The sequence below is a fragment of the Salinicola sp. V024 genome (assembly GCF_052645315.1).
Genome location: NZ_JBQXYB010000003.1, coordinates 229,375 through 255,172, shown reverse-complemented (window position 1 = coordinate 255,172; position 25,798 = coordinate 229,375). Strand labels below are relative to the sequence as shown.

Annotated in this window: 23 protein-coding genes; 11 read left to right on the top strand and 12 right to left on the bottom strand. The window is 59.8% G+C overall.

All coding sequences use genetic code 11. From position 1 onward, the window contains the following. Positions 1-356 precede the first annotated feature (356 nt). The 11 genes from ACUN9V_RS07050 to ACUN9V_RS07000 all read right to left on the bottom strand — a co-directional run bounded on the left by ACUN9V_RS07050 (position 357) and on the right by ACUN9V_RS07000 (position 10,406). Positions 357-1,127, bottom strand: coding sequence for a transporter substrate-binding domain-containing protein (locus ACUN9V_RS07050; protein ID WP_075560985.1), 771 nt, complete (start codon positions 1,125-1,127; stop codon positions 357-359). Between the two features lie 164 nt (positions 1,128-1,291). Further along, on the bottom strand, positions 1,292-2,422 hold the full coding sequence (locus tag ACUN9V_RS07045) for a succinylglutamate desuccinylase/aspartoacylase family protein (RefSeq protein WP_445510868.1): 1,131 nt from the start codon (positions 2,420-2,422) through the stop codon (positions 1,292-1,294). 75 nt (positions 2,423-2,497) lie between these two features. Further along, positions 2,498-3,325: a transporter substrate-binding domain-containing protein gene (locus ACUN9V_RS07040; RefSeq protein WP_445510867.1), complete on the bottom strand. Its 828-nt coding sequence runs from the start codon at positions 3,323-3,325 to the stop codon at positions 2,498-2,500. Between the two features lie 112 nt (positions 3,326-3,437). After that, positions 3,438-4,169 (bottom strand): ABC transporter permease, encoded by a 732-nt coding sequence (locus tag ACUN9V_RS07035; RefSeq protein ID WP_445510866.1) that lies wholly within the window; start codon positions 4,167-4,169, stop codon positions 3,438-3,440. Beyond that, positions 4,157-4,873, bottom strand: coding sequence for an ABC transporter permease (locus ACUN9V_RS07030; RefSeq protein WP_075560989.1), 717 nt, complete (start codon positions 4,871-4,873; stop codon positions 4,157-4,159). The genes ACUN9V_RS07035 and ACUN9V_RS07030 overlap by 13 nt, the downstream gene beginning before the upstream one ends. Before the next feature lie 13 nt (positions 4,874-4,886). After that, positions 4,887-5,657 carry an ABC transporter ATP-binding protein gene (locus ACUN9V_RS07025; RefSeq protein WP_075560990.1) on the bottom strand — a complete coding sequence of 257 codons (771 nt, stop codon included), beginning with the start codon at positions 5,655-5,657 and terminating at the stop codon, positions 4,887-4,889. A gap of 273 nt (positions 5,658-5,930) precedes the next feature. Continuing rightward, positions 5,931-7,007 (bottom strand): succinylglutamate desuccinylase, encoded by a 1,077-nt coding sequence (locus tag ACUN9V_RS07020; protein WP_445510865.1) that lies wholly within the window; start codon positions 7,005-7,007, stop codon positions 5,931-5,933. 354 nt (positions 7,008-7,361) lie between these two features. Beyond that, positions 7,362-8,396: an SMP-30/gluconolactonase/LRE family protein gene (locus tag ACUN9V_RS07015; protein WP_445510864.1), complete on the bottom strand. Its 1,035-nt coding sequence runs from the start codon at positions 8,394-8,396 to the stop codon at positions 7,362-7,364. A 130-nt stretch (positions 8,397-8,526) separates the two neighbouring features. Then, complete coding sequence (locus tag ACUN9V_RS07010) at positions 8,527-9,117, bottom strand: lipocalin family protein (protein ID WP_445510863.1); 591 nt, start codon at positions 9,115-9,117, stop codon at positions 8,527-8,529. A 95-nt stretch (positions 9,118-9,212) separates the two neighbouring features. Then, positions 9,213-9,908 carry an SDR family oxidoreductase gene (locus ACUN9V_RS07005; protein WP_110692437.1) on the bottom strand — a complete coding sequence of 232 codons (696 nt, stop codon included), beginning with the start codon at positions 9,906-9,908 and terminating at the stop codon, positions 9,213-9,215. A gap of 57 nt (positions 9,909-9,965) precedes the next feature. Continuing rightward, positions 9,966-10,406, bottom strand: coding sequence for a hemerythrin domain-containing protein (locus ACUN9V_RS07000; RefSeq protein WP_445510862.1), 441 nt, complete (start codon positions 10,404-10,406; stop codon positions 9,966-9,968). Positions 10,407-10,620: 214 nt separating this feature from the next. Here ACUN9V_RS07000 and ACUN9V_RS06995 point away from each other — a divergent pair, with 214 nt between their 5' ends. Continuing rightward, positions 10,621-12,390, top strand: coding sequence for an IlvD/Edd family dehydratase (locus ACUN9V_RS06995; RefSeq protein ID WP_445510861.1), 1,770 nt, complete (start codon positions 10,621-10,623; stop codon positions 12,388-12,390). A 28-nt stretch (positions 12,391-12,418) separates the two neighbouring features. On the opposite strand, the gene ACUN9V_RS06990 is transcribed toward ACUN9V_RS06995, so the two are convergent. Continuing rightward, complete coding sequence (locus ACUN9V_RS06990) at positions 12,419-13,147, bottom strand: GntR family transcriptional regulator (RefSeq protein ID WP_083941383.1); 729 nt, start codon at positions 13,145-13,147, stop codon at positions 12,419-12,421. Between the two features lie 394 nt (positions 13,148-13,541). Here ACUN9V_RS06990 and ACUN9V_RS06985 point away from each other — a divergent pair, with 394 nt between their 5' ends. The 10 genes from ACUN9V_RS06985 (at position 13,542) to ACUN9V_RS06940 (ending at position 25,703) form a co-directional block, all read left to right on the top strand. Next, the gene (locus tag ACUN9V_RS06985) at positions 13,542-14,522 is read left to right on the top strand and encodes a tripartite tricarboxylate transporter substrate binding protein (protein ID WP_445510860.1); all 981 of its coding nucleotides are present in this window, start codon (positions 13,542-13,544) and stop codon (positions 14,520-14,522) included. A 32-nt stretch (positions 14,523-14,554) separates the two neighbouring features. Next, positions 14,555-15,049 carry a tripartite tricarboxylate transporter TctB family protein gene (locus ACUN9V_RS06980; RefSeq protein ID WP_110692441.1) on the top strand — a complete coding sequence of 165 codons (495 nt, stop codon included), beginning with the start codon at positions 14,555-14,557 and terminating at the stop codon, positions 15,047-15,049. An 83-nt stretch (positions 15,050-15,132) separates the two neighbouring features. Next, entirely contained in the window at positions 15,133-16,641 is a 1,509-nt protein-coding gene (locus ACUN9V_RS06975; RefSeq protein ID WP_445510859.1) for a tripartite tricarboxylate transporter permease, read from the top strand. Positions 16,642-16,676: 35 nt separating this feature from the next. Next, complete coding sequence (locus tag ACUN9V_RS06970; RefSeq protein WP_075560999.1) at positions 16,677-17,798, top strand: mandelate racemase/muconate lactonizing enzyme family protein; 1,122 nt, start codon at positions 16,677-16,679, stop codon at positions 17,796-17,798. Between the two features lie 143 nt (positions 17,799-17,941). Further along, positions 17,942-18,865 carry a dihydrodipicolinate synthase family protein gene (locus ACUN9V_RS06965; RefSeq protein ID WP_445510858.1) on the top strand — a complete coding sequence of 308 codons (924 nt, stop codon included), beginning with the start codon at positions 17,942-17,944 and terminating at the stop codon, positions 18,863-18,865. A gap of 49 nt (positions 18,866-18,914) precedes the next feature. After that, the gene (locus ACUN9V_RS06960; protein ID WP_445510857.1) at positions 18,915-20,084 is read left to right on the top strand and encodes an alpha-hydroxy acid oxidase; all 1,170 of its coding nucleotides are present in this window, start codon (positions 18,915-18,917) and stop codon (positions 20,082-20,084) included. Between the two features lie 396 nt (positions 20,085-20,480). After that, the gene (locus ACUN9V_RS06955; RefSeq protein ID WP_075561002.1) at positions 20,481-20,909 is read left to right on the top strand and encodes a hypothetical protein; all 429 of its coding nucleotides are present in this window, start codon (positions 20,481-20,483) and stop codon (positions 20,907-20,909) included. Positions 20,910-21,030: 121 nt separating this feature from the next. Then, positions 21,031-22,089, top strand: a complete 1,059-nt coding sequence (locus tag ACUN9V_RS06950; protein WP_445510856.1) for a hypothetical protein — start codon at positions 21,031-21,033, stop codon at positions 22,087-22,089. Then, on the top strand, positions 22,089-24,884 hold the full coding sequence (locus ACUN9V_RS06945; protein WP_445510855.1) for an EAL domain-containing protein: 2,796 nt from the start codon (positions 22,089-22,091) through the stop codon (positions 24,882-24,884). The genes ACUN9V_RS06950 and ACUN9V_RS06945 overlap by 1 nt, the downstream gene beginning before the upstream one ends. A gap of 48 nt (positions 24,885-24,932) precedes the next feature. Beyond that, positions 24,933-25,703: a PEP-CTERM/exosortase system-associated acyltransferase gene (locus tag ACUN9V_RS06940; protein ID WP_445510854.1), complete on the top strand. Its 771-nt coding sequence runs from the start codon at positions 24,933-24,935 to the stop codon at positions 25,701-25,703. Positions 25,704-25,798: the final 95 nt, after the last annotated feature.

Here is a 25,798-nt window from a genome sequence, read left to right as displayed (position 1 = left end):
GGTCGACAGAGACGGGTAGTGCGAATTCTCGGCTCGTTCTGCGGTGTCTTAATCGCCGCCGTTCACGTCGCGCTGTTCTTCGCTCTCGGGCCCGTCGGCATCAGGAAATGCTCGCGAGCCGCGCGGTTGGTGCCGACATCGCCCTCTTCGAGGACGCGTTTGCCACAACGTCGAAGACCTGTAGCGGCCCTGAAACGCAAAACCCCGATACGGGGATCGGGGTTTCGAGACTTCAGAATCGTCAAATATCGGAGCTGTAAAACTTTGAAACTCCGAAGCCTCCAGGGCGAATGAAAGCGAACCCTGGAGGCGGTTACTGCCGGGTCTTGAAGCGCTTGCTCTCAAACCGGCAGCATTTACTGCTGGGTCTTGAAGTACTTGTCGTAGATCTTGTCGTAGGTGCCGTTGTCCTTCAGCGTAGCCAGAGCATCGTCGAAACGCTGGGCGAGCTCCTTGTCGCGCGGACGGAAAGCCATCCCGAAACCTTCGCCGAAATATTTCTCCGGCTCGCTGATCATGTCGCCGACGCTTACGTAGTCGCCGTCCTTGCTGTCCAGCAGCGTGGATTTGCCGACCGGGAAGTCGAGGAAGGCGATATCGACGCGTCCGGCGTCCATGTCCAGCACCAGGTCATCGGCAGTGGTGTAGCGACTGATGTTGGCATCGTCGCCGTACATGTCGGTCACGTAGTTGTCCTGCAGCGTGCCGCGCTGGACGCCGATGGTCTTGCCTTTCAACGTTTCGGGGTAGACCGAATCGATACCGCTGTCGGCGGCGGCGAACCATGCGGAGGGCGGCTTGATGTACGGATCGGAGAACAGCACCGTCTGGCGACGCTCGTCGTTGATCGTCATCGAGGACATGATGGCGTCGTACTTGCGCGCCAGCAGCCCCGGGATGATGCCGTCCCACGCCTGCACGACCCACTCGCAATCGGCCTTGATCTGTTTGCACATGGCGTTGCCGAGTTCGATATCGAAACCGGTCAGCTCGCCATCCGGGGTGCGATATTCCATCGGCTCGTAGGGGACATCGACACCGATACGCAGCTGTTCGGTATCCTGAGCCTGGGCGACACCCGCGATCAACGCGGCGCCGAGCAGGCTGGTAGTCAGCAGTTTTTTCATGGATCGCTTCTCTGTTGGGATGCGTGTGTTGTTGTGGATTGCGACTTGGCCCCCGGTTCGTTCGCGGCTATCCCGATGGAGGAAGGCCCGCGATATCCAGTGGACGACAACCGCAGCATAACGAAAGCTTACACGGTTGAATATCATACCAGTCAACGTCTGATTCACGGCGCCAGCAGGTAGCCGCTGCGGTGACTCTGATGGCCGGCGATATCGGCGACGATCATCCCGGCGGTGGCCATGCGACGCTGGCTGCGCGCGTAGAACATGCCGGCCTGCGGCGCGTGGACCGGCTCGACGTGATCGCTGATCGGATCGATGATCTCGGCGATCAGCTGCCCGGCCTCGACGGCGGCGCCCGGCTTGGCATGAAACACCAGCAGGCCACCGATCGGGGCGTGCAGGAAATCCATCGCCGCCAGTTCGGTGGCGGGATAGGCCAGTTCGGGCAACGCCGGTGCCTCGCCGGCCACCAGGCCCAGATGTCGCAGCCAATCGATGATTGCCTGGGCATCGTGATCGGCAAGCTGATGATCGACGTCGCGCTGGCCGCGCAGTTCCAGCGTCACCGACTGGCAGCCGTAATCGATCGGGAAACGCTCGCCGAAGGTCTGCTGCAACTGTTCCCATACCAGCGTGAAGCACTCGTCGAACGACTGTCCGCCGGAATCGGTGGCGAGCATGCTGGCCTTGGAGCCGAAGTAGCGTGCCAGCGGTTCGAACACCGGCCACGCTGCCGGGGTGGTGTAAAGATGCTCCACGGCGTCGAAATCGCAGTGCAGATCGAGCACGAAATCGGCGCGACAGGCCAGGCGCTGCAGAGTCAGTCGCATCGACTCCAGCGTGGTGAGCGATCCGGTTTCGGTGAGCGCCGCGCCCAGTGCGGCGTCGAAGCGGTCACGAATCACGTCACGATTGTGGGCGATGTCGCCGTTCAGCGCCGCGTCCAGCCCCTCGGCGATCTCGGCGGCGACGTTGACGTAGCGGCGATTGAAGTTGGTGAGACTCTCGAAATCGTAGCGGCCGAGCGGTGTATCCATCAGCTGCTGATCCAGCCCCACCGGATTGGCGACCGGCACGATGGTCACGCGGCAGGCCAGTTGGCCCAGGGTTTCGAGTTCGGCCAGACGCTGCTTCAGGTTCCAGGCGACCAGCATGCCGGGCAGTTCGTCGGCATGCAGCGCGCCCTGCACATAGATGTGCCGTTCGGCATCCGCAGGGCCGAAATGAAAGCTGTCGATATGGCGCTCGGTGCCGGGCACCGGGCTGATCAAGGCATGCTTCTGATGTTCCACGACGCTTCCTCGGCTCGAAGATCGAAAGCCCGGCCGCTGGCATGACGGCCTGCGTGCCGGGCGGATGATGACGATTTACTTGGCGCAGTCCTTCTCGCTCGGACGCACCGACAGGTCGTAGTCGAAGTACTGTTCCATCAGCTTGTCGAAAGTGCCGTCGGCATAGACTTCGCAGATCGCCTTGTCGAACTTCGCCGCGAGATCCTTATCGCGCTGGCGAAACGCCATGGCGGCGCCTTTGCCGAAGATCGACGTCGGCGTCTTGATGCTGTCGCCGAGCTGCTTGTAGGGGCTGTCGTCTTTACGGAAATCGATGGCGTCGTTGGCGATCGGGAAGTCTTCGAAGGTCAGATCGAGGCGGCCGGACTTGAGGTCGTTGACCACGTCCTGCGAGGAGCCATAACGGTGGATGTCGAGCACGTCGCCATACTCCTGGGTGACGTAGACGTCGCGGATGGTGCCGCGCTGCACGCCGACGGAGAGACCCTTGAGGGAGTCCTTGTCGTCGATGTCGATATCGCGATCGCGAGCGGTGATCCAGACGCTGGGCGTGTTGTAGTAGGGCAGCGAGAACATCACCTGGCGTTCGCGCTCCGGCGTGATCGCCATCGACGACAGAATGGCGTCGTACTTGCGCGCCAGCAGGCCGGGGATGATGCCGTCCCAGCTCTGCTCGACCCAGCTGCAGTCGAGGTTGGCGCGGGCGCAGAGCTCGTTGCCGAGATCGATTTCGAAGCCTTCGAGCTGGCCGTCGGCATCGCGCATGACGAAGGGCTCGTAAGGCACGTCGATACCCAGACGAATGGCGTCATGCTTATCGCCGTCCTGAGCAACGGCTTGGCTCGAGACCTGGCCGGCGAGAAGGCCGCCGACGATCAGCGCGCTGGTGATCCACTTGTTCATGAGGAATTCTCTCTTGTGATTGGTGACTTTTGATCAGTAACTTTTGATCAGTAACTTGGGATGAATGGCAGAGCGTCGGGCGGTGACTCCTTTGAAGATCAGTCGTGGGCGGTCAGCCCCCAAGCGGGCGCAGATGCGCCAGCAGTCTTTTCTCCAGCCTGCGGAACACGAACATGATACTGAAGGTCAGGCAGAGATAGATCAGCGCGACGAAGATGAAAGCCTGAAATGGCGCGTAGAAGCGAGCGTAGACATAGTAGGCCGCGCCGGTCAGGTCCATGATCGTGACCACGCTTGCCACCGCGCTGGCATGCAGCATGAAGATCACCTCGTTGCCGTAGGCCGGCAGGGCGCGCCGGAAGGCGCTGGGCAGGATGATGCGTCGCATCATCAGCTTACGCGACATGCCGTAGGCGCGGGCCGCCTCGATCTCGCCCTTGGCGGTATTCTTGATCGCGCCGTGAAAGATCTCGGTGGTGTAGGCCGCCGTGTTGAGGGTGAACGCGATCAGCGCCGGGAAGAACGCCTGCTTGAACACCACCCAGAAGATGCTGTCCTGGATGCCGTCGAAGAAGACGACGCCGTAGTACACCAGGTAGAGCTGGATCAGCAGCGGCGTGCCTCGAAAGACATAGGTGTAGGCGTAGATCGGCAACTTGATCCAGCGGCGTTTCGAACCCCGGCCGATGGCCAGCGGTACCGCCAGGATGAGGCCCAGCAGCAGGCACAGAAAGACCAGCTGCACGGTGGTGACCAGGCCGTCCCAGTAGAAGCTCAGCGTATTGGCCGTGAAGATCAGGTTGCCGGATAGCAGTTCGGTGAACCAGCCGCTCAATTGTTCCATTCGCTGGACTCCCCGAAGCCTGTGTTGTAGCGCTTGGTCAACCTGGCGAAGCCCCACTCGGAAAGCGTGGCGATCAGCAGATAGACCATCGCGACCGGAATCATGAACATGAACGGTTCGTGGGTCGCTTTGGTCGCTTCGGCAGCGACACGGACCATGTCGGTCAGGCCGATGATCGAGACCAGCGCGGTGGTCTTGAGCAATACCATCCAGTTATTGCCGATCCCCGGCAGCGCATGGCGCATCATCAGCGGGAAACGTACGTGCCGAAAAGCGAGCAGGGGGCTCATGCCGTAGGCGCGTGCGGCTTCCATCTGCCCCTCTTCGACCGCCTGAAAGGCACCGCGGAAGGTCTCGCCCATGTAGGCCCCGAAGATCAGGCCGATGGTGATGACGCCCGCCACGAAGGCGTTGACGTTGATGAAGATGTCGATGTCGAAGGCGTAGTAGAGCTGGTCGGTGAGCATGTTGATGCCGATCTGGCCGCCGTAGAACAGCAGCATCATTAGCACCAGATCCGGCACGCCACGCACCAGCGTGGTGTAGAGCGTACCGAGCGCGTGGATCAGTCGATTGCGCGACAGCTTGGCGCTGGCGGTCAACAGCCCCAGGATGACTGCCAGTATCAGCGATAGCACCGCCAGTTCGACGGTGACCAGCGCCCCCTCGAGCAAGCGCGGACCGTAGCCTTGCAGGTCGATCATGATGGTTTCCGCCTCAGTGCTTGGGCGCCAGGAACTGGCGCAGGCGCTCGGAGCGCGGGTTGTCGAGGACATCGGCCGGCGTGCCGGTCTCTTCCACCACGCCCTGATGCAGGTAGATCACCTGACTGGAAACGTCGCGGGCGAAGGCGATCTCGTGGGTGACCAGAATCATGGTGCGGCCCTCGTCGGCGAGATCGCGCATGACCTTGAGCACATCGCCGACCAGCTCCGGGTCGAGTGCGGAGGTCGGTTCGTCGAACAGCATGACTTCTGGATCCATCGCCAGCGCCCGGGCGATCGCGCCGCGCTGCTGCTGGCCGCCGGACATCTGGGTCGGAAAGTAGTCGGCGCGATCGAGCAGGCCGACGCGATCGAGCAGGGCACGGGCCTCTTCGATCGCCTGTTTCCTGGGCTTGCCGAGCACGTGGACGGGCGCTTCGATAACGTTCTCGAGCAGCGTCATGTGCGACCAGAGATTGAAGTTCTGGAAAACCATCGAGAGCTTGGCGCGGATTCGTTCTACCTGCTTCCAGTCCGTCGGTTCCCGGCCCTTCTTGGTGGTACGAAAGTTGATTTTTTCGTTGTGGACGATCAATTCACCTTCATCGGGCTGCTCCAGCAGATTCATGCAGCGAAGAAAGGTGCTCTTTCCGGAGCCGGACGCGCCGATCATCGTGATGACGTCGCCCTTGTGAGCCTGGAGAGAGATCCCCTTGAGTACCTCGACGTCGCCGAAGCGCTTCTTGATGCCCTGTGCTTCCAGGGGGATGGGGGTCGCGGCCATGATGTTGTCCACCGAGTGGGTTGGCTGGCGGGAAGCGGCGCGGCGTCTGATGGCCCGTCTTGCTGTCGAGGGTGCCATCTTTCGATGATGCTGGCGACGCCGACTCCCCGGCGAAAAATCCGGCGATTCTAGCAGTTTCGCCGTTAGGTTCCAGACAACGCCGGATTCGAGCGGCAGCGTGGCGCGATGGATGCGCGGTAATCGGACGGTAACTTATTGTTCATGCTGAGAAACTCCTGAGCGTGTTGTCATTGTTGGGAATGTCGTGAATCGCTAGTGCGAGTCTGGCAGCGGGCATGGCCGGACCAGCAATGCCGCCCGCGCATTCAGCTCGACGTTTGCATTGGGGAAGACCACCGAGAGCGGTGCGTCCTGCACGATGAAGGGCCCACTCTCCTCGTCGTCGGCGAGCGTTTCGCCGACGGCAAACTCGGTGAAGTTGGCGACGTCGTCGTCAAACGCGAGGCGGAAGGTGTCGTTCGTGCGCATCAATTCGTGAGCGACCCGGAAGAAACGAAGATCATCCAGCTTCCCCCCTGTGGACGGGCGCCCTTCGGCGAGGGCGGCGAGCCACGTCCGCATGCCACTCAAGGCGTCGAGATCGTTGGCACCGAAAGGCCGCACCTTGCCCAGCTCGAGAGTATAGGCCTCGGCCGCATGGTAATGGCGCGAATAGTGGGAGAAGGTCCAGCTGTGTTGATGCTGGAACAATACGGCCTGCATACCCGCGGCCGCTAGCGATTGCCAACTCGACGAAGGCTGTATCTCTGACCGCGTCTGGGGCGGTTTCTCGACACGGGGCACCGTTTCCGTAAAGGGAACGACGGCAAAGCGCGGATAACGGCTGTCACGAATGGCGGTGTGCATGTCGAGATGCAGGCGGTGATCGGGATGTCTTGCAAAGAAATCGTCGACCGCCCGCATCAGCTCGCGCGCTCGTTCCGGCTCATCGCCTGTCTGATCGCCCGTTTGATCACAATCCTGCCGGAACAGACGGTTGAGGTTGGTGGTGACGAAACGGCTCTGCGCGCGGATCGAAGGGATGTTGCCGAGGATGATCAGCAGCGGCGCGCCCAGCTTGAGACGCCCGGTCTCGAGCGCCGCGAGCAGCTCGCCGACCAGCTCGATGGGGGCGGTCTCGTTGCCATGGATGCCGGCGGAGATCACCACGCTACGCGCGTCTGCGGCAACGACGTCCGGCGTCAGTTCGAGGATGCCCTCGCCGTGGATCCGATAACGGCCGCCGGATAGACGACCCTCGTCCGAATTCTCCCGAAAGGAGGGGCTCGATGGGTCATCGCTTGAGACCGATGCGTCGTCCAGTGTCGCCGTGAGCCACTTATCCAGCATGGTGCGCTCGCAGCGTCGGAAACGCTCGAATGACGAACGGGGACAAGGAGAACGGTGAGTTCGACACGGTAGACTCTCGCCAGTTTTCGGCTGCTATCAAGGAGCAGCCAGCTTACCCCGTTAGCAGTCTCCGGCAAGCTGCCTCGTCGATACGCTGAAAAAAAGCGGTCCGATCTTGAAACCCAGGTGATGAAACCCAGGTGATGAAACCCCGGCTCTCGACATTGTCGGCCGTGAAGTCTTCGTTCCTGTCTTCTGCTACGGCGAGCGTCTCGAGGAGCGTGATCCGACAGGCCCGCCCGTCTCGCGGGCTTGCCAGGGTCATGCACGACTCGCTCAGGTGTCCGTCAGGCTTCAAGCAAGCCCGCGAGTTCCGGTATAGAGGGTGTAGATCGAACGGCTGGCGGTCATCAGCAGCCGGTTGCGATGCTCGCCGACGAAACACAGATTGGCGCACACCTCCGGCAGCAGGATGCGGCCAATGCGGTCGCCACTGGGGGCAAAGATCGAGACGCCGTCATGACCCTCGCCGCCGGAGACTGCCGCCCACAGGTTGTCGTCCTGATCCAGAGTGATGCCGTCGTAGGTTTCGCTGTCCTGGCTCGACACCACGGTTTCGCGGTTGCTGAGCGACTGGCCGTCCTGGGAGAGCGCCCAGCGTGACACCGTGGCCGGCCGATCCGGAAAATGGGAAGGCGCGGTATCGCTGACGTAGAGCTGACGCTTGTCGCCGGACAGTGCAATGCCGTTGGGCTTGCCCAGCTCGTCGGACAGCAGCTTCGGCGCTTCCAGCGTGTCGTCGGCGTAGTAGATCGCCGGTTTGACCTCCAGCGGGCGCTTCTCGCCTTCATAATCGACATGGGCGCCATAGCCGGGGTCGGTGAAGATCACGCCGTCGTTGGGCAGGATCACCAGGTCGTTGGGGGCATTCAATGGTTTGCCCTGAAAGCGACTGGCGAGAACGGTGGTGGTGCCATCCCACTCGTAGCGTACGACGCGCGCCGGGGAATGCTCGCAGGCGACCAGACGGCCATGATGGTCGAAGGCGTTGCCGTTGGAGTGACCGACGCCTTCGCGCAGCAGGCTGACCTGACCGGTCATCTCGTCCCAGCGCATTTGCCGGGCGCGGGGAATATCGCTGAACACGGCGTAGCGCCCGACGGCGTTCCAGGCAGGTCCCTCCAGCCACAGCCCTTCCGACCAGTGGCGCTCGAGCGGCGTATTGAAGACATAATAGGGTTTGAAGCGATCATCCAGCACCTGCCACGCCTCGTCCGGATAGCGAGCGGGAGGCTCGGTTGCCGTCTGGGCCAGCAGGCTGGGCGAAAAGGCGACGGATGCGCCGATCAAGGCAGAGTTGCGCAGTAGCTGTCGACGATCGAGAGTCATTGGGCGGCTCCAGGCTCAGGGTGCTATTTGCACTATAGAACGCCTGTCAGGGAGTGCGAGATAGGAGCCTTGAACGTCGACCAAAGCATGAGCATCGGGTCCGCAAAGACATTCTTTGCGGCTATCGACTTCAGGTTCGGCCGGACACCTCTCCAAGATTACCGGATCGCTGGCAATCGTCCGGATCCTGGGAGACCTGAACCAGTTCATCGACCGGGAACTCGAGTTCGCGGGCCTGGGAGATCAGAGCCGCATACGTGGGTTCGTCCAACGTCGGATCGCGTGACAGTATCCACAGGTAGTCTCGATCCGGCCCCGCGACGAGCGCATGCCGATAACTGTCATCCAGCGACAGCACGCTGTAGCCGGCGTAGAAAGGACCGAAGAAGCTCACCTTGAGATGGCCGACATTAGGGTCTCCGGCGAAGCTGGCGCGGCCTTCTGCGCTTTCCCAGCGCTGTTCGACCGGATCGTAACCACGGTTGATCACGCGAATGTCGCCGTCGTCACGGCGGCTGTACTCCGCCGTGACGCACTCGAGCCCTTCCTCGAAACCGTGGTCGAGACGGGCGATCTCGTACCATTGGCCCAGATACTGATCGATCTGGAAGTCGTCGACGGGCTGCGTTCCCTCGGGAACGCCGGTGCAGCCGGCCAATAACGTGAACGGCGCGAGCCAGGTCAGACGGGGGTAACGCGGGGCTTTGGTCGGCAACAGCATGAATATCTTTCCTTTTACGGCTGTTGCTGAGAGTTCCGCGATGAGAAAAAGTTGCATTCTCTACCCATTCGGCAACTTCTCAGGTGTCCGTGTCGTCATGCATCGTCACGCGGCGGTGTCGGCCGAATCAGGATCTCGTTGACATCGACCCGTTCCGGTTGGCTCAAGGCGTAGATCACGGCGTTGGCAATATCCTGCTCTTCGAGCGCCTGTTCGGGCGGCGAATCGAAAAACGGCGTGTCTACCATGCCGGGTTCGATCAGCGTGACGCGAATCCCCGAGCCGCGCAGCTCTTCTCTAAGATTGTGGCCGATACCGGTGACCGCCCATTTGGTGGCGCTGTACATCGAGCCCGCGATGGTGGTACGCCCGGCGGCCGAGCCTGTCAGCAGCACGTGGCCGTGGCTCTCGCGCAGCGCCGGCAGCGCGGCCTGGATCGAGAGACCGACGCCGTAGACGTTAGTCAGGATCATCGATTTCCACACCTCGGCATCGGCGCCGCTGAAACCGCCGGGCGTTCCGCCCATGCCGGCGTTGGCAAAAAGCCCGTCGAGACGCCCGAAACGGGAGAGAGTCTGCGCCACGACCCGGTGCTGATCCTCGGCGGAGGTCACGTCGCAACTGAGCGCCAGCGCGCGTTCTTCGCCGAGTGAAGCCACCAAGGCGTCGAGCTTGTCCGTGTTGCGAGCGGCCAGGGCAACGCGGTAGCCCGCCTCGACCGCGAGCTTCGCGGTTGCCGCGCCAATGCCGCTCGAAGCGCCCGTGATCAAAATGACCTTGTCATGGGACATCGTCGATTCCTTTCGTCGTGAGCAATAACGACCGCCCCGAGAGGGGCGGTAAGTTCATCAACTGGCTTCCCGAGCTTCCATCTCGTGCCGATAGGTCTTGGCCAGGGAGACTTTTTCCGAGTCGCTCAGGGCGCGTCCTGCCAGCTGGAAGACTTCCTGCTCTTCTTCATCGAGGTGATGATTGACCAGATCTTGAAGCTTCTTGGCACTGGCCAGCCAGCCGGGAGAGTCGTACTCGGTCTCTTCCAGCGTCTCGATCAGCTCGTCGATCTCGTGATGCTCGGCAACGCTGTGACGCGCCTTCTCCTGCGTCATATCGTGCTCCATCATCGGGATGTACAGCGCACGCTCTTCCGCGACGGCGTGATTTTCGAGTTCGGCGCGCACACGCTTGAACAGCTCGTCGCGGCCTTCGCTGTCGCCGTGGGTCTTGACCAGAAGGTCCAGCAGGCGGCGCTGCTTGTCGTGACTTTCACGCAGGTCTTCAAAAAGCGTCATCTTCTTCATCCTTGTCTCGCGGTCCTGGCGGGTGTCGGCAACGGGTCAGGGCCGCTGCCACAGATAAGGTTAGGTGATATGAACAGCGGCTGCTAAATCCTTCACGATTATCCTCGTGCGAGGGCAGTTACGGCTTAAGTCGGATGTCCATGATGTCTCAACTGTGGTTACTTGTGTCAATAATATTATCAATAATTATGACGACGAGGATGCCATGGCAGACGACGCCAGTAACGAGCGGCACGACGGGCAGAAAGACATCCCGGCCGACGAGCGGCAGACCGGGCTCAATCAGGGCCTGGTGAACTACGGCGACGCCGGGTTTTCGCTGTTTCTACGCAAGGCCTTCATCAAGGGGGCGGGTTACAGCGACGATGCGCTCAATCGCACCATTGTCGGTATCGTCAATACCGGCAGCGGCTACAACCCCTGTCACGGCAATGCGCCGCAACTGATCGAGGCGGTCAAGCGTGGGGTGATGCTGGAGGGCGGGTTGCCGATCGAATTCCCCACCATCTCGATCGCCGAGAGTTTCTCCACGCCCACGAGCATGTACCTGCGTAACCTGATGTCGATGGATACCGAGGAGATGATCCGCGCCCAGCCGATGGATTCGGTGGTGCTCATCGGCGGATGCGACAAGACGGTGCCCGCCCAGTTGATGGGCGCCGCTTCCGCCAATGTGCCCATGCTCGAGCTGGTGACCGGCGCGATGCTGACCAGCGGCCACCGCGGCGTCCGTGTGGGCGCGTGTACCGACTGTCGTCGATACTGGGGCATGTATCGCGGCCAGGAGATCGACGATCAGGAGATCGAAGAGGTCAACGCCAAACTGGTCGGCAGTGTCGGTACCTGCTCGGTCATGGGCACGGCCAGCACCATGGCGTGTATCAGCGAAGCGCTGGGCATCGCGTTGCCGGGCAGCGCCTCGCCGCCAGCGGTGACCGCGGATCGCATGCGCGTCGCCGAGGCGACCGGAAGACAAGCCGTGATCAACGCCAGGACGCGCGTGACGCCGGACAGGATCCTGACCGAGAAGGCGTTCGAGAATGCGCTGCGGGTGCTGCTGGCGATCGGTGGTTCCACCAACGGGATCATTCACCTGACGGCCATCGCCGGACGCATGGGCATCGATATCGACCTGGCGGCTTTCGATCGGATGAGCCGCGAGACGCCAGTGCTGGTCGATCTCAAGCCGTCGGGTCAGCACTACATGGAGGATCTGCATCGTGCCGGCGGGCTGCCGACCGTGCTGCGCGAACTGAAACCGCTGTTGCACCTGGACGCCATGACCGTGACCGGGCGCACGCTGGGAGAAGAGATCGATGCCGTGCCGGCTTTCGAACAGCAGGTGGTGCATCGCTTCGACTCGCCGCTCTATCCGGCCGGCGGGATCGCCTTCGTTCGCGGCAACCTGGCGCCCGATGGCGCGATCATCAAGCAGTCGGCGGCCGATGCCGGACTGATGGAGCACGAGGGCCGGGCGGTGGTGTTCGAAGACGCCGAGGACATGGCGGCGCGAATCGACGACCCGGAGCTGGACGTCACAGCGGAGGACGTTCTCGTGCTCAAACGGATCGGGCCCGTTGGGGCACCGGGGATGCCCGAAGCAGGTTATCTGCCGATCCCGCGCAAGCTGGCCCGCCAAGGCGTGCGCGACATGCTGCGAATCTCCGATGGTCGGATGAGTGGCACGGCGGCGGGGTCGATCGTGCTGCACGTGACGCCCGAAGCCGCCCTGGGCGGGCCGCTGGCGCTGGTCGAAAACGGTGACAGGATTCGCCTGAGCGTGAGCGAAAGACGACTGGAGCTGCTGGTGGATGACGCGGAACTCGCCCGGCGCCGGGAAGGCTGGCGACCGATTGCCCTGACCGCCGAGCGAGGGTATCGCAAGCTGTTTCTCGAGCAGATCACCCAGGCGAATCAGGGTTGCGATTTCACCTTTCTGCGCCCGCCGAACATCCAGCGTCGGGTGCCGAAGTGATGGCGGGCCTCGAGGCCGATCACTCGTATCAGCCGCCTTCCCGGAGCCGGTAGAGATGCAGATAACGCTCTTTCGAGGGCTGGAGATGCTGGTAGCAGAGGCGGTGTAGCTCGGCACGATCCTGCTGCTTGAGCGCGTCGATCATGGCGAGGTGCTCATCGCGCGCCAGCAGGATCGCCTGGCGATCGGTGGTGCCGATGAAACGAATGGCGTGGGCCTTCTGCGCGAACTCGTTGATCGTGTCCGCGAGATAGTCGTTGCCGCAGGCCGCGAACAGCGTGCGATGGAAGGCGATGTTGTGATGGAACACCGCACGCAGATCCCCGCTCTCCACCGCCGCACCGTGCTGCGACTGGATGGCGGTCAGCGCATCGATCAACGCGGGCGGGGCCGGCATCGGGATGCGATCCGCGGCGGCCTCTTCCAGCAGCTCACGCATGACATAGATCCCTTCCACCTCTTCGGGTGTGTAGGATTTGACGAAGGCGCCACGATTCTTGATCCGTTCCACCAGACCGGCGTTCTCGAGCTGAAATAGCGCCTGGCGCACCACGTGGCGCTTGCCGGCGAAGCGCTGCATCAGGTCCTCTTCGACCAGTCTCTCTTTCGGGTGCACCCGATTCAGCACGATGTCCTCTTCGATGGCCGAGACGATATCGGCGACGCTGACCGCTTCGGCAGTCGCCTCTGCACGCTCGTCGGCGAGCCGCTGACCGCTAGCGGGGATGGTCGATTTAGCGATGTCTCGCTTTGGCATGAGCGTTTCCCGTCATGATGAAGTTCCCGTCGATCTGTCGGCCATTGTCTGCAGCCGATCGGAGTGGGGCAAGTGGCGCTTCGGCACGACTCCCACCAAGAATCATGATCGAAACGTGCAGAATCGATTCTGCTGCGTCAACCTCTCGGATGATGCCAGTTTTTCAGCTTTTAGCGCCGTTTTGTAGGACGTTAGTGCTTTAGTCTCTATTGGCGTCAATATTATTGACAATATGATCGATAAATTAATACGTTCTTTCAGTCACGGCAAGAACAGGCATGACAAGGACAGGTACGACAAGGACAGGTACGACAAGGACAGGTACGACAAGGACAGGTACGACAACGAATAAGCACGATAACGATAACCAGACTCCGTCAGAGAGGAATCGATCATGCACGCCAAAGCCCTTCGCCACTGGCTGACGATCACCGCCATGGCCATCAGTCTGTCTCCCCTGGCGCAAGCCGCCGATTACGTGGGAGGCGATGAAGTCACCGTACTGCAGGGATTCAAACCGGGGGGCGGCAGTGACGCCCTGGCGCAACTGGTCCAGCCGCGCCTGAGCGAGATCCTCGGCGTCGATTTCGTCAACGAATACATGCCCGGCGCCACCGGTGCCATTGCCTGGACGCGTCTGGCCAAGCAGTCGCCCAAGGATGGCGGCACCATCAGCATCACCAATACGCCGATGCTGATGACCAACTACATCATGAACGATGCCATTACCTACAGCACCGACGAGTTGACCCCGATCGCCAATGTGGTCACCGACCCGGGCATCGTCGTGGTCAATGCCGACAGTCCTTACCAGACCATCGAGGACCTGCTCGAGGACGCCGAGAAGAACCCGGGCACGGTTACCATTGGCAATTCCGGCGTGGGGGGAGACGATTTCTTCACCACCATTTTGCTCGAGCAGGCCAAGGGTCTGTCGTTCAAGAAGGTTCCGTTTCAGGGTGACGGCCCCTCCGCGACGGCGGCCATGGGCGGCAAAATCGATGCCAGCTTCAACAACGTGGGCAACGTCTACGGCCAGATCGAGTCCGGCAATCTCAGGGCACTGGCGGTGTTTGCCGAGAAGCGGCTGACCAGCCTGCCGGACGTGCCGACGATGAAGGAAAAGGACGTCGATGTGGTGGCCGGTTCCTCGCGCGGTTACAGCGCACCGGCGGGTATCCCCGACGAGGCTCGTCAGCAGCTGATCGAAGCGTTCCAGACCCTGGCCAAGGATCCCGATTTCCAGGCCCAGGCGGAAAAACGGGCCATGAATCTCGACGTCGTTACCGGCGATGACTACCGCGCCATGATCGACAAGATGGAGAGCGACTACCGCGACATTTGGGAATCGGTCAAGGACGAGGTCGGCCGCTGAGCGGCTGACGAACCATCGAGGAGGAGGGCGTCATGAATGTCAGTCGTTTGCTGCTGGGTCTGTTCGGCATCGTCGTGGCCGGCGTCTTCTTCTTCGATGCCAGCCAATATCCTCGAGCCGCCGCCCAGATGCCGATGATCTATTCGGTGGCCGTGGCGCTGCTGTCGTTGGCGATGGTCGCCAGCGAGCTGCGTCTGCAGCGCCGTGCCTCGGCTTTTCGCGAGACAGAAGGCACTAAAGCGTATCAATCCGTAGCGACGGACGAAGCGAACGAAGTGCCGCCGGCGCCCAAGCGCTGGACCGCAGTCGCTGCCATTTTTCTGCTGGCGGTGGGGTACGTCGCGGTGATGACGACACTCGGCTACGTGCTGGCCACGGCGCTGTTCATGGCCTTGGCGCTGGCGATTCTGCGCACGGTGAAGTGGACCTTCGCGTTGATCGCGGGCGCGGTGCTGATCGCGATGATCTGTCTGGTGTTCGTGCAGTTCCTGGGCTTGCCGATTCCACTGCTGCCAAGCTTTTTATAAGCGCTCATCAAAGACAGCTTGTAAGCACTCGTCACAACCGGCGGCCCACCTTGCTCAAATCGAGCGCAGGAGAGTAGACGCGCATGGATTCCTCTTTGGTGATGATCGGGCTGACCAACGTGCTCAGCTTCAACAACATAGCCTGCATCCTTGGCGGGACGCTGCTGGGATTGTTCGTCGGGGCGATGCCGGGGCTGTCGGCAACGATGGCGTTGGCCTTGCTACTGCCGCTGACATTCAGCTTCGACCCCGCGACCGGGCTGAGCATGCTGGCTTCGCTTTATGTGGGGGCGTCCTATGGCGGTTCCATCGCCGCGATTCTATTGCGCACGCCCGGTACACCGTCGGCGGCTGCCACCGTTCTCGACGGCTTTCCGCTCTCGCAGCAGGGCCGTGCCGGCGAAGCGCTGGGGGTGTCGCTGTTCGCCTCCTTCTTCGGCGGGTTGCTGAGTGGCATCGCGCTGCTGACGGCGGCGCCGCTCCTCGGCACGCTGGTGCTCGAGTTCGGTCCGGTCGAGCTGTTCGCGATCGCCGTACTGGGCATCACCATCATCGGCTCGCTGGCCCAGGGCTCGGTCATCAGCGGACTGCTCTCCGGCGGGTTGGGTCTGCTGCTCAGTACCGTCGGGATGGATCTGACGACGGGCACGCCACGGATGACCTTCGATCAGATCAATCTGTTCGGCGGGATCGATTTTACGGTGGCGCTGATCGGCTTGTTCTCGGTGCCCCAGGCGCTGACCCTGATCGAGAATTCGCACCAGGGTGGCAAGGTGGCGAGCCGCATCACCGATCGCTTGATGCCGCGGTGGAGCACCATCAAGCAGCTGATGCCCAATATCCTGCGCTCCAGCGGCATCGGTATCATCGTGGGGCTGATTCCAGGTACCGGTGGCGATACGGCCAGCTGGTTTGCCTATAACGAGGCCAAGCGCTTCGCCAAGGACAAGAGCCGGTTCGGCAAGGGAGAGATCGCCGGGGTCGCCGCGCCGGAGGCCGCCAACAATGCCGTGGTCGGTGGCGCATTGATTCCCACTATCGCACTCGGAATCCCGGGGAGCTCTTCCACTGCGATTCTGCTGGGGGCGTTGATGGTGCAGGGCATTCTGCCGGGCCCCAATCTGCTGACCGATTACGGCGATGTCACCTACACCCTGATCTGGGCGGTGATTCTCGCCAACATCGCGCTGCTGGTGGTGGGGTTGGCGTTCACCAAGATGAGCGTGTCGGTGACCAAGATCCCCGATGGCTTCATCGCCTGCGCGATTCTCACGCTGTGCATCATCGGCGCCTTCGCCATCAACAACAGCCTGTTCGATGTCGGACTCATGCTCGGCTTCGGTCTGTTCGGTTACTGGATGAGCAAGGCCGGAGTATCTCCTGCGCCGATGGTGATCGGTCTGATCCTGGGTCCGGTGATGGAGACCAGCTTCCAGCAATCGATGCTGATCGGCAACGACAGCTTCGGCGTGTTTCTGGAGAGCCCGATCGCCACCGTGCTGCTGATCCTCGCGCTGCTGTCGATCTTGCAGGCGACACCGTTCTTTCGCTGGCTGCGCGTGCCGTTCAAGCGTCGCCTGAAACACGACTGATGCCTCGGCATGCCAACCACCCGGAGAGATGACCGATGACTCGAATTACCGATGTACAGGCGCGTACGGTCAATGTCGCGCTGGACAACCCGACCAGCTTTTCCAATCGTCAGGTATTCAAGCGCGATTACGCGCTGGTCAAGGTGACCGGCGACGACGGCGTCAGCGGTATCGGCTTCTGCTATGGAGGCAATAACGCCGGCCATCTGGTGACGCAGGCGGTGCGCGATCTGCTCAAGCCGGTTCTGATGGGGCAGGACACCCATCGCGTCGAAGGCCTGTGGCAGGAGATGTATCAGGAAAGCTTGCTCCATGGGCGCACCGGCTCGGTGATGCGGGCGCTAAGCATCCTCGACGTGGCGCTGTGGGACCGCAATGCTCGCGCTGCCAACCTGCCGCTTTACAAGTTCCTCGGCGCCAGCGACGAAGAGAGTGTGGCGGCTTACGCAAGCGGCGGCTATTACCTCGACGGCAAGACACCGGCCAAGCTGGCGGAGGAAATGACTGGCTATGTCGACAAGGGCTTCAAGGCGGTCAAAATGAAAGTGGGGCGCGAAGATCTGGCCGGCGAAGAGGCGCGCCTGGCGGCCGTTCGTGAGGCGATCGGCCCTGACGTGCTGTTGATGATGGATGCCAACAACGCCTGGCACGATCTGCCTTCGGCCCTGGCCTTCGCGCGGATGGCCGAGCCCTATTCGCCCTACTGGATCGAGGAGCCGTTCAGCCCGGACGACATCGACAACCATCGCCGTCTGGCCGAGCGCACGCCGATCCCGGTGGCGACGGGCGAGATCGAAGCCGGTCGCTGGCGCTTCAAGGAGCTGCTGGACAAGGAGGCGGCGATGATCCTGCAGACAGATGCGGCGGTCTGTGGCGGGATCACCGAATTCCGGCGTATCGCGGCCACGGCAGCGAGTTACGGCGTGGAAATCTGTCCGCACTGGTTCCATGATCTTCACGTGCATCTGGTCGGTTCGACGCCGAATGCGCCTTTCGTCGAATTCTTTGCCGACGATCAAGTGCTTAACTTCCGTAGACTGATCGATACGCAGCTGACCTTCAGCGACGGACGACTGCAGCTGCCGCAGACGCCGGGGCTGGGGTTCAATTTCGACGAGGAAGCGCTGGCGCGCTATGCCGCCGAGCCGTGGTCCTGAATCAATCGATAACCTGAGTCGATCGATAACCTGAGTCGGCCGCCAACTTGCGGCGATCGATAGTGACAACGGCGGGCCTTGGCCCGCCGTTCTGACTACCTGCCACATGTCTATTTCATTTGCCCAACTTGAGGTCTGCGCCCATGTCGCCGAATGCGCCCTGCGGTACCGTATTGTCACCGGTCATCACGCCGTTTCGCGATGATCTCTCCCCGGATGCCGCGCGCTTCGTGGATCATTGCCGCTGGCTGATGGCCAACGATGTCGGTCTGGCAATCTTCGGCACCAACTCCGAGGCCAACTCGCTGTCGGTGCCGGAGCGCCGCGAGCTGCTCGATCACCTGGTCGCGGCGGGGCTCGACACGAGCCGTTTGATGCCGGGGACCGGCTGCTGCTCGATACCCGACAGCGTGGCGCTGACAAGTCATGCCGTGGCGCAGGGCGTCGGTGGTGTGCTGATGCTGCCGCCGTTCTATTACAAGGGCGTCTCGGAGGAGGGGCTGTTCCGGTTCTACTGCGAGGTGATCGAGCGGGTCGGCGACGAGCGGCTGCGGCTCTATCTCTACCATATCCCGCCGGTGGCGCAGGTGCCGATCGGCCTGGGTCTTATCGAGCGCTTGCTGAAGCGCTATCCCGAGGTCGTGGCGGGAATCAAGGACAGCTCGGGCGACTGGGCCAATACTCAGGCCGTCATCGATGCCTTCGGATCACAAGGCTTCAAGGTCTATGCCGGTAGCGAACGCTTCCTGCTGCCGACGTTGCGGGCCGGTGGCGCCGGTTGCATCAGCGCGACGGCCAACGTCAATCCCCGCGCGATCTCGGCGTTGGGCGCCAGTTGGCAGGATGAAGACGCCGATGCGCGGCAGCAGGCACTCAATGAGATTCGCGATATCTTCGAAAGCGTGCCGATGATCCCGGCGCTCAAGGCCGCCACCGCGCATTTCAGCGGTGATTCCATCTGGGACCGCTTGCGGCCGCCGCTGGTCTCGCTCGATGACAGCCAGCGCGACAAATTGCTGGCCGCGTTGGCGCAGCGCGGTTTCGCGATGCCAGGAGTCGCAGGGTAATCGTCGCTTTCGTATCCTCGATGTCTCTCTCCTGCGATAAGGATCACCCGTGACGCGCCAACAACGCCGCTTGTCTCGCATACGTAATTTCCTGGATCTCGAGCGCGCCGGTAAGCGCCATCTTCCGCGGCCGATTCACGGATACGTCGCCAACGCAGCGGAAGATGGTAAGAGCTTGGCTGCCAATCGTGCGGCCTTCGACGACTACAGTTTCCTGCCGCGGGCGCTGACCGATGTCTCCCGCATTTCGCTCGACACCGAACTGCTGGGCAAACGCTATGCTGCCCCGTTCGGTATTGCTCCCATGGGCATCAGTGCACTGTCCGCCTATCGGGGGGATCTGGCGCTGGCGCAAGCAGCGGCTCGGGCCAATGTGCCAATGATCATGAGCGGCTCGTCGCTGATCCCGATGGAAGAGGTGGCCGGAACCGATGGCACTGACTGGTTCCAGGCCTATCTGCCGGGAGACAGGCCGGGCATCGAAGCGTTGATCACCCGTGTCGAGCGAGCCGGCTTCCGCAACCTCGTCATCACCGTCGACTATCCCGTTCCCCCCAACCCCGACAACAATCGGCGCAGCGGATTTTCATCGCCGATTCGTCCCAGTCTTCGCCTGGCGCTGGATGGCCTGGTCAAGCCGCGCTGGCTCTATGGCACGTTCTACAGAACGCTTCGTCACCATGGCATTCCGCATTTCGAGAATAATCACGCGACTCGGGGTATCCCGGTCATCTCTCGTCACGTCAATCGCGACTTCTCCGGCCGTACGCACCTCGACTGGGATTATCTCGCGCTGGTGCGGGAACGCTGGCCGGGTAACCTGATCGTCAAAGGCATTTTGCATCCAGAGGATGCCAGACGGGCCAAGGCGCAAGGTGCCGATGCGATCATCGTCTCCAACCATGGTGGCAGGCAGCTGGACGGTACGGTTGCTCCATTACGAATGCTTCCGGAGGTGATCGATGCGGTCGGCGATTTCCCCGTCATGATCGATAGCGGCTTCCGACGCGGCACCGATGTACTGAAGGCCCTCGCGCTGGGCGCTCGCTTCGTCTTCTTCGGCCGCCCCTTCAATTACGCGGCCGCCTACGCTGGCGAGGCCGGCGTCAGCCACGCGATTCGCTTGATGCAGGATGAGATCACGCGGGACATGGCCCTTCTCGGGATCACGGAAGTCCGGCAAATGGATATGAGTCGGCTTCGGAGAGCGCGTGACTGATGCGTTTCGCGACACGCTGCCTCCTCGACTGTCGCCAAAAGGCATCAATGACTAATATGACTAGTGGGCGAACTGCAACGACATGAGTATGCTGTGAAATCAGCGGCCTAAAGATATCGGGTGAGCTCTGGATTGCGGGACCCAGGCAGGGTAGTAAATGGAAAAGTAGCGGTCGGGAAAAGATGTGTTGCTGGAGGTTAACGCTTGCAGTTTGCGCAGCGAGATAATAGCCGTTGCTGCCTCCATTCCTGACCCGGTCGGCGTCCCGATCTGCCACCTTGCGCGATGAATTGAAGCGTCGTCGTTCGGTGTTTTCTGGGTTGAATCGATTTCGGATCGGGGTTTGTCTTTGACAATGGCAATGACAAAAGCACGCGGGTCAGGGAGTCATGACGCATGCGGCGGATGCTGACCGGTGGACTGCTGCTGCTCGCGCTTTTTTCGTTCAGCAGTCGTGGAGACGAGCTGGCGGTCATCGTCATTGCCAATCGCACCGTGCAGCAGTCGTCTCTCCCCCTGGAAACGCTCAGGGCAATCTTCGCGATGCGTCAGAGGACGCTGCCGGATGGACAGGCGGTACACGTCTTTGTCCTGCCCGATGATCATCCGGTTCATGAAGAATTTTCGAAGAAGATTCTCGGAGTTTATCCGCATCAACTACGATTAGCCTGGGATCGCGCGGTATTTTCCGGAACGGGTCAGGCACCCAATGAGGTGGAGGACGAGGCGGAGATGCTTGAATCCGTGGCGTCCACACCAGGCAGTATCGGGTATATCAAACAATCAAGCCTGAATGATCAGGTTCGGGTGCTCGACATTGAATAGATCGAATCCTTTACTCATCGTCGCTCACACGGCGGTATCCATACTGTGGGCTGCTAATGCCTACCCCATTGAAAGGTCGGATACCTTTCAGGTTCATGGGTTCTTGAGCCAGGCACTCATCGTGACTGACGACAATAATTTTTTCGGCTCTAGCAGTGACGATAATGGTAGCCTCGAGTATACCGAGCTGGGTTTGAATGCGTCGCTCCGCCCTTACAATCATTTGCTGGTCGCGGGACAGATACTCAGCCGAAAGGCGGGAAACTACAGTGACGGCTGGCAGCCCAAGCTCGATTACGGTGTCGTCGATTACCAGCTGATCGCGGATGAAAGAAGGGTGCTTGGAGTACAGCTGGGGCGATTCAAGAACCCGTTCGGATTTTATAACCAGACGCGTGATGCACCATCCACCCGGCCCGGCATCCTGCTTCCTCAGTCCATTTATTTCGATAGAAGCCGTTCTCTAGGGCTCGCGTCCGATGGGCTAAGTCTCTATGACGAGGAACGACTTTCCAACGGCACCATCTATTTACAGGGTGGCGTGGGAATACCTCAGATCAATAGCGATGCCGAGATTTCACTTTCCCCCAGTAATCCGTCACTAGAGGGTAAGCTTTCTACCATCGGGCAGATTCTCTATTCTCACGATGGCGGTCGAATCAACGCAGCGCTGAGCATGGCCCAGGTGAGATCCGACTACCAGTCCAGACAGAATCATCAGGTGAAAGGGGAATTTGTCTTTCAGCCAATCATATTGTCTCTCCAATATAATGCCGAAAACTGGACCTTGACGACGGAATATGAATATCAAAAAAGAGAGCTGAAAGATTTCCAGGTATCCCCCTATAACGGAAAGGCAAATGGAGAGAGCCTATATGTCCAGTATCAATATCGGTTCTCCAGTCGCTGGCAAGGACTGCTGAGGTATGACTATACCGTCACCGATAGAAGTGATCCAAACGGAAGACGCTACGCGGCTGCCGGCCAAGGAGAGGATTATTCACGATTTGCCAAGGATATGACGGTGGGTGTGCAATGGAAGGCAACGCCAAACTGGAGATTCCAGGCCGAGCTCCACAATGTCAATGGCACCGCCTGGTTACCGAGACAGGATAATGAAGCTAAAGATACAGACCAGTATTGGAACATGCTGCTGTTACAGACCTCATTTAGCTTCTGATGAAAAAATCCAGCCCTCGTCCTTACCGTCTCAGCCTGAAATGGCGCGCATTTGCCTTGACCAGTTTGGTGCTGCTGGGCTTGGCTGTGCTGATTACCTGGATTAGCTACAAGAGTCTGATGGATCAGTTTCAGAATGATCAGCAGGCTAGTCAGAGGGATCAGCGTCATCAAATAGAAACTTCCTTGCAGAGTGCCTCTAACGGGTTGAAGGAACTGGCGGCTGTAGCCGCTGCCTCGGGGTCGCTCAACTTGGCTTTGTCATCGCTGGACCCGGATCAAATAGCAAAGTCGCTTCAGAATCAGTGGCCGACGCTGCAGCTGGACGCCGGTATCAACGAATTGGCTATTTTTGATCTGCAAGGTAAACCTTTGGCTTTTTACGGCGAAAGAATGAAGGGTGCCGATAGAACACCTCCTATCAGTTGGTTATTACAAGTCGTCGAGTCTGAAAAGCCGAACGATCTCCTGCTGTGTGCAACCTCCTGTCTGCAATTTGCCGCGGTTCCTATCCTGGTGCAGGGGGAAAATGCCGGAATCCTGATGGTATCTCGATCGCTAGTGGATGTGATGAGCTATTTTCAGCGGAGTTCCGGAGGGGATATCGCGCTGCTCACCCGGCGCAAAGGATCTGAGGAGCGCAACGACTCGGAACGCGAAATACATGCCTGGAACTCCTACTCTCTGGCATTGACGCACCAGAATGTCGTATTGCCTGTGATCAAGAAAATTTCTCAAAAGGTCTCGGTTGATGAATTGGCTGTCAATCCGGAGAACGTCGAATACCAGGGGCGCCAATACGAGGCAAGCATCATTCCGTTGAAGACGGGGCGTGAGAATCAAGCCAGTAGCTCGGGCTATTTCCTGTCGATTGAGGATGTGACCCAACAACTGGAAGATATTCAATCAATGACCAGGGTGGTTTTTTTGGTGGCCTTGCTGGGTTGGTTGTGTTCGGAAGTTTTCCTTCTTTTCATTCTCTGGAAACCCATTTTCCGGATTCGATTGTTAAGTCAGCACTTGCCTGGACTGGCTCGAGGTGAGTTCGAGGAGCTGAGGGCTCAGGTAGCGCGTCACTCGGAGAGCCGGGCTCAAGACGAAATCGATGTGTTGGCGGATACCGCTATTGAGCTTTCCTATCAATTGGAACGTCTGGAGAATGAAGTAAGCGCGCGTGGGCAGATGCTGAGAAAGCAGGTAGGCGAACTCGAGCGGGAAAGAGACCTGGTTAGTGGGCTGATGAATACGGCTCAGGTTCTTGTCGTCGTGCATGGTGGTGAAGACGAAATATTGATGACGAATCACTACGCCATGGAGCTGCTCGACGCCTCCGAGTCGAAGCTGTTGGGTGGTGCTTTTACGGGCCACTTCCTGCCCTTTGCAAGAGAGTTCACTGACGGTCAGCAGGAGAGCGACCTGATGACTCCGAATGGGGAACGTCGAACGATTGCCTGGCATCACACGCCACTGAGTACCTGGGCTCATGGCAAGACGGCAACGATATCGGTTGGCCTGGACATTACTGATCGGAAAATCGCGGAAGTGAGGCTGGCGTGGCTGGCAAATAGGGATCCGCTGACGGCGCTATATAATCGGCGATATTTTGAAGAAGTACTAACTCATGCGGTCGTCTCTGATATGCACGGTGCCATGCTTTACATGGATCTGGATCGTTTCAAAGAGGTCAACGAGTTGGGTGGTCACCAGGCCGGGGATCAATTATTGGTCATGATTTCCGAACTGTTTCAGAAGCAGTTGACCCATTCCGGTACGATCGCCAGATTGGGTGGCGATGAATTTGCCATTTTGATGGAAAATGCCTCTCCCGAACAAGCCGTCTTTCTGGCTAAAACCATTACCCAGAGTCTGGAGAAAATCAGCCTGAATGTGGATGGACAGCGACATAGAGCCATTGCGAGTATAGGGATAGCCCTTTATCCGGATCATGGCGCCACCCCCAAGGAGCTGATGGCCAGTGCTGATTTTGCCATGTATCGCGCCAAAGAGGATCCGGTGCAGCGTTGGCATCTATTGTCATCACAAACCGATAAAGGCGCATTACAGGAACGGGTCTACTGGGAAGAGCGCATCCGACATGCGCTGGAGCACAATGGCTTTGAACTGTGGGGTCAGCCCATTGCGAACGTTGAAGGGCTTGAAGTGACGCATCATGAAGTTCTGCTACGAATGCGGCCCTCCGAGGGGGAAGGGATCGTTTCGCCAGGCTCATTCATACCGGTTGCCGAACGAAGCGGTCAAATCGTTACTATCGACCGCTGGGTTATTTCGGAAAGTCTGAAAATGATGAAATCCTGGGGCAGTACGGATCGGCGACTGGCGATTAATGTGTCAGGCCAGTCATTGCATGATGAAACGCTGACGGATTTCTTGAAAGCCTCGCTCGAGGCGAATGATGTCGCCGCTCAACGGCTCATCATCGAGGTGACGGAAACGACCGCGGTTACCGATTTTTCCACGGCACGCTGCATCCTTCAGGATATCCGAGATATGGGATGTGCGATTGCTCTGGACGATTTCGGCGTTGGTTTCAGCAGCTTTTACTACCTCGATCAATTGCCGGTGGATTACATCAAGATTGATGGCTCCTTTATTCAGGATCTGCCAGAAAACAGGCGCAGCCAGATGATCGTGAGGGCTATCGTCGAAATCGCGAAAGGCTTTGGCAAGCAGACGGTGGCCGAGTTTGTCGACCGCGAAGCAGTTTATGTTATCTTGAAAGAGTATGGTGTGAATTATATTCAAGGTTACTGGTTGGGAAAGCCGCAACCTTTTTAAACAATTTCATAATAATTGATTGTGCTGTTTTAATCATGGGGCGATTGGATGAGTCTGTACGAGCAGTTTCATCAGCAGTTCGAATTTGTGTTGGCAACGACCGAGGCTGACAAGCAGTCCGTGTATCGCCTTCGCTACCAGGTCTATACATTGGAGTTCGGCCATGCCATGCCGGGAGAGCCGGTGCGGCAACTGGAATATGACGAGTTCGATCGATCTTCACTTCATTGTTTCATTCGTCATCGAAAGTCACAGGAGGCCGTCGCCTGTATCCGAGTGGTTTACCCCGGTCGTGATCTGGGTGAGTTGCCTATCGAATCGAATTCCCGTGATGAGTTCTGTCATCAGGAGCTCACGCCCGATGTGCTGCCTCGGGAATTGATCTGCGAAGTATCACGCGCTGCCATTCTAGGCCGCTACCGGAAGCGGCATGCCGGGCCGGAAAGTGAAGAACTGATTTATCCGATCACGGACCATGATTACAAGGTCTCCTCGCTATTAGGCGTTTCCGTCTATTTGGCCTCGACCGTCATGATTGCATTGATACAACGCCGCCACGCGTTGGCGCTCATGGAGCCGCGGCTGGCACGTTTGCTCGGGCGGTTCGGGCTGACGTTTCTGCGTGTCGGGAATATTCAGCAGTTCAATGGAGTTCGAGCAGCCTATTATATCGATCAGCATCGAGCAGAAGAGGCGCTCAAGCCGGAGCTGAAATCGTTCTACCGCGACATTATCCGATCGCTCTCCTCGCAGTTCGAGGAATCCGTCAAGGAGGCGGTTCCGCCTTGCGCGTTGGCGACCGAGTATGCAGATTCCTGAGCCTGTATCGAGAGCCTGAGCCTCTATCGAGAACCTGATCTTTGACAGCGAAAGCATGATTCCCGCGCCCAGACATTGTAGGCCTGGTCACCCGA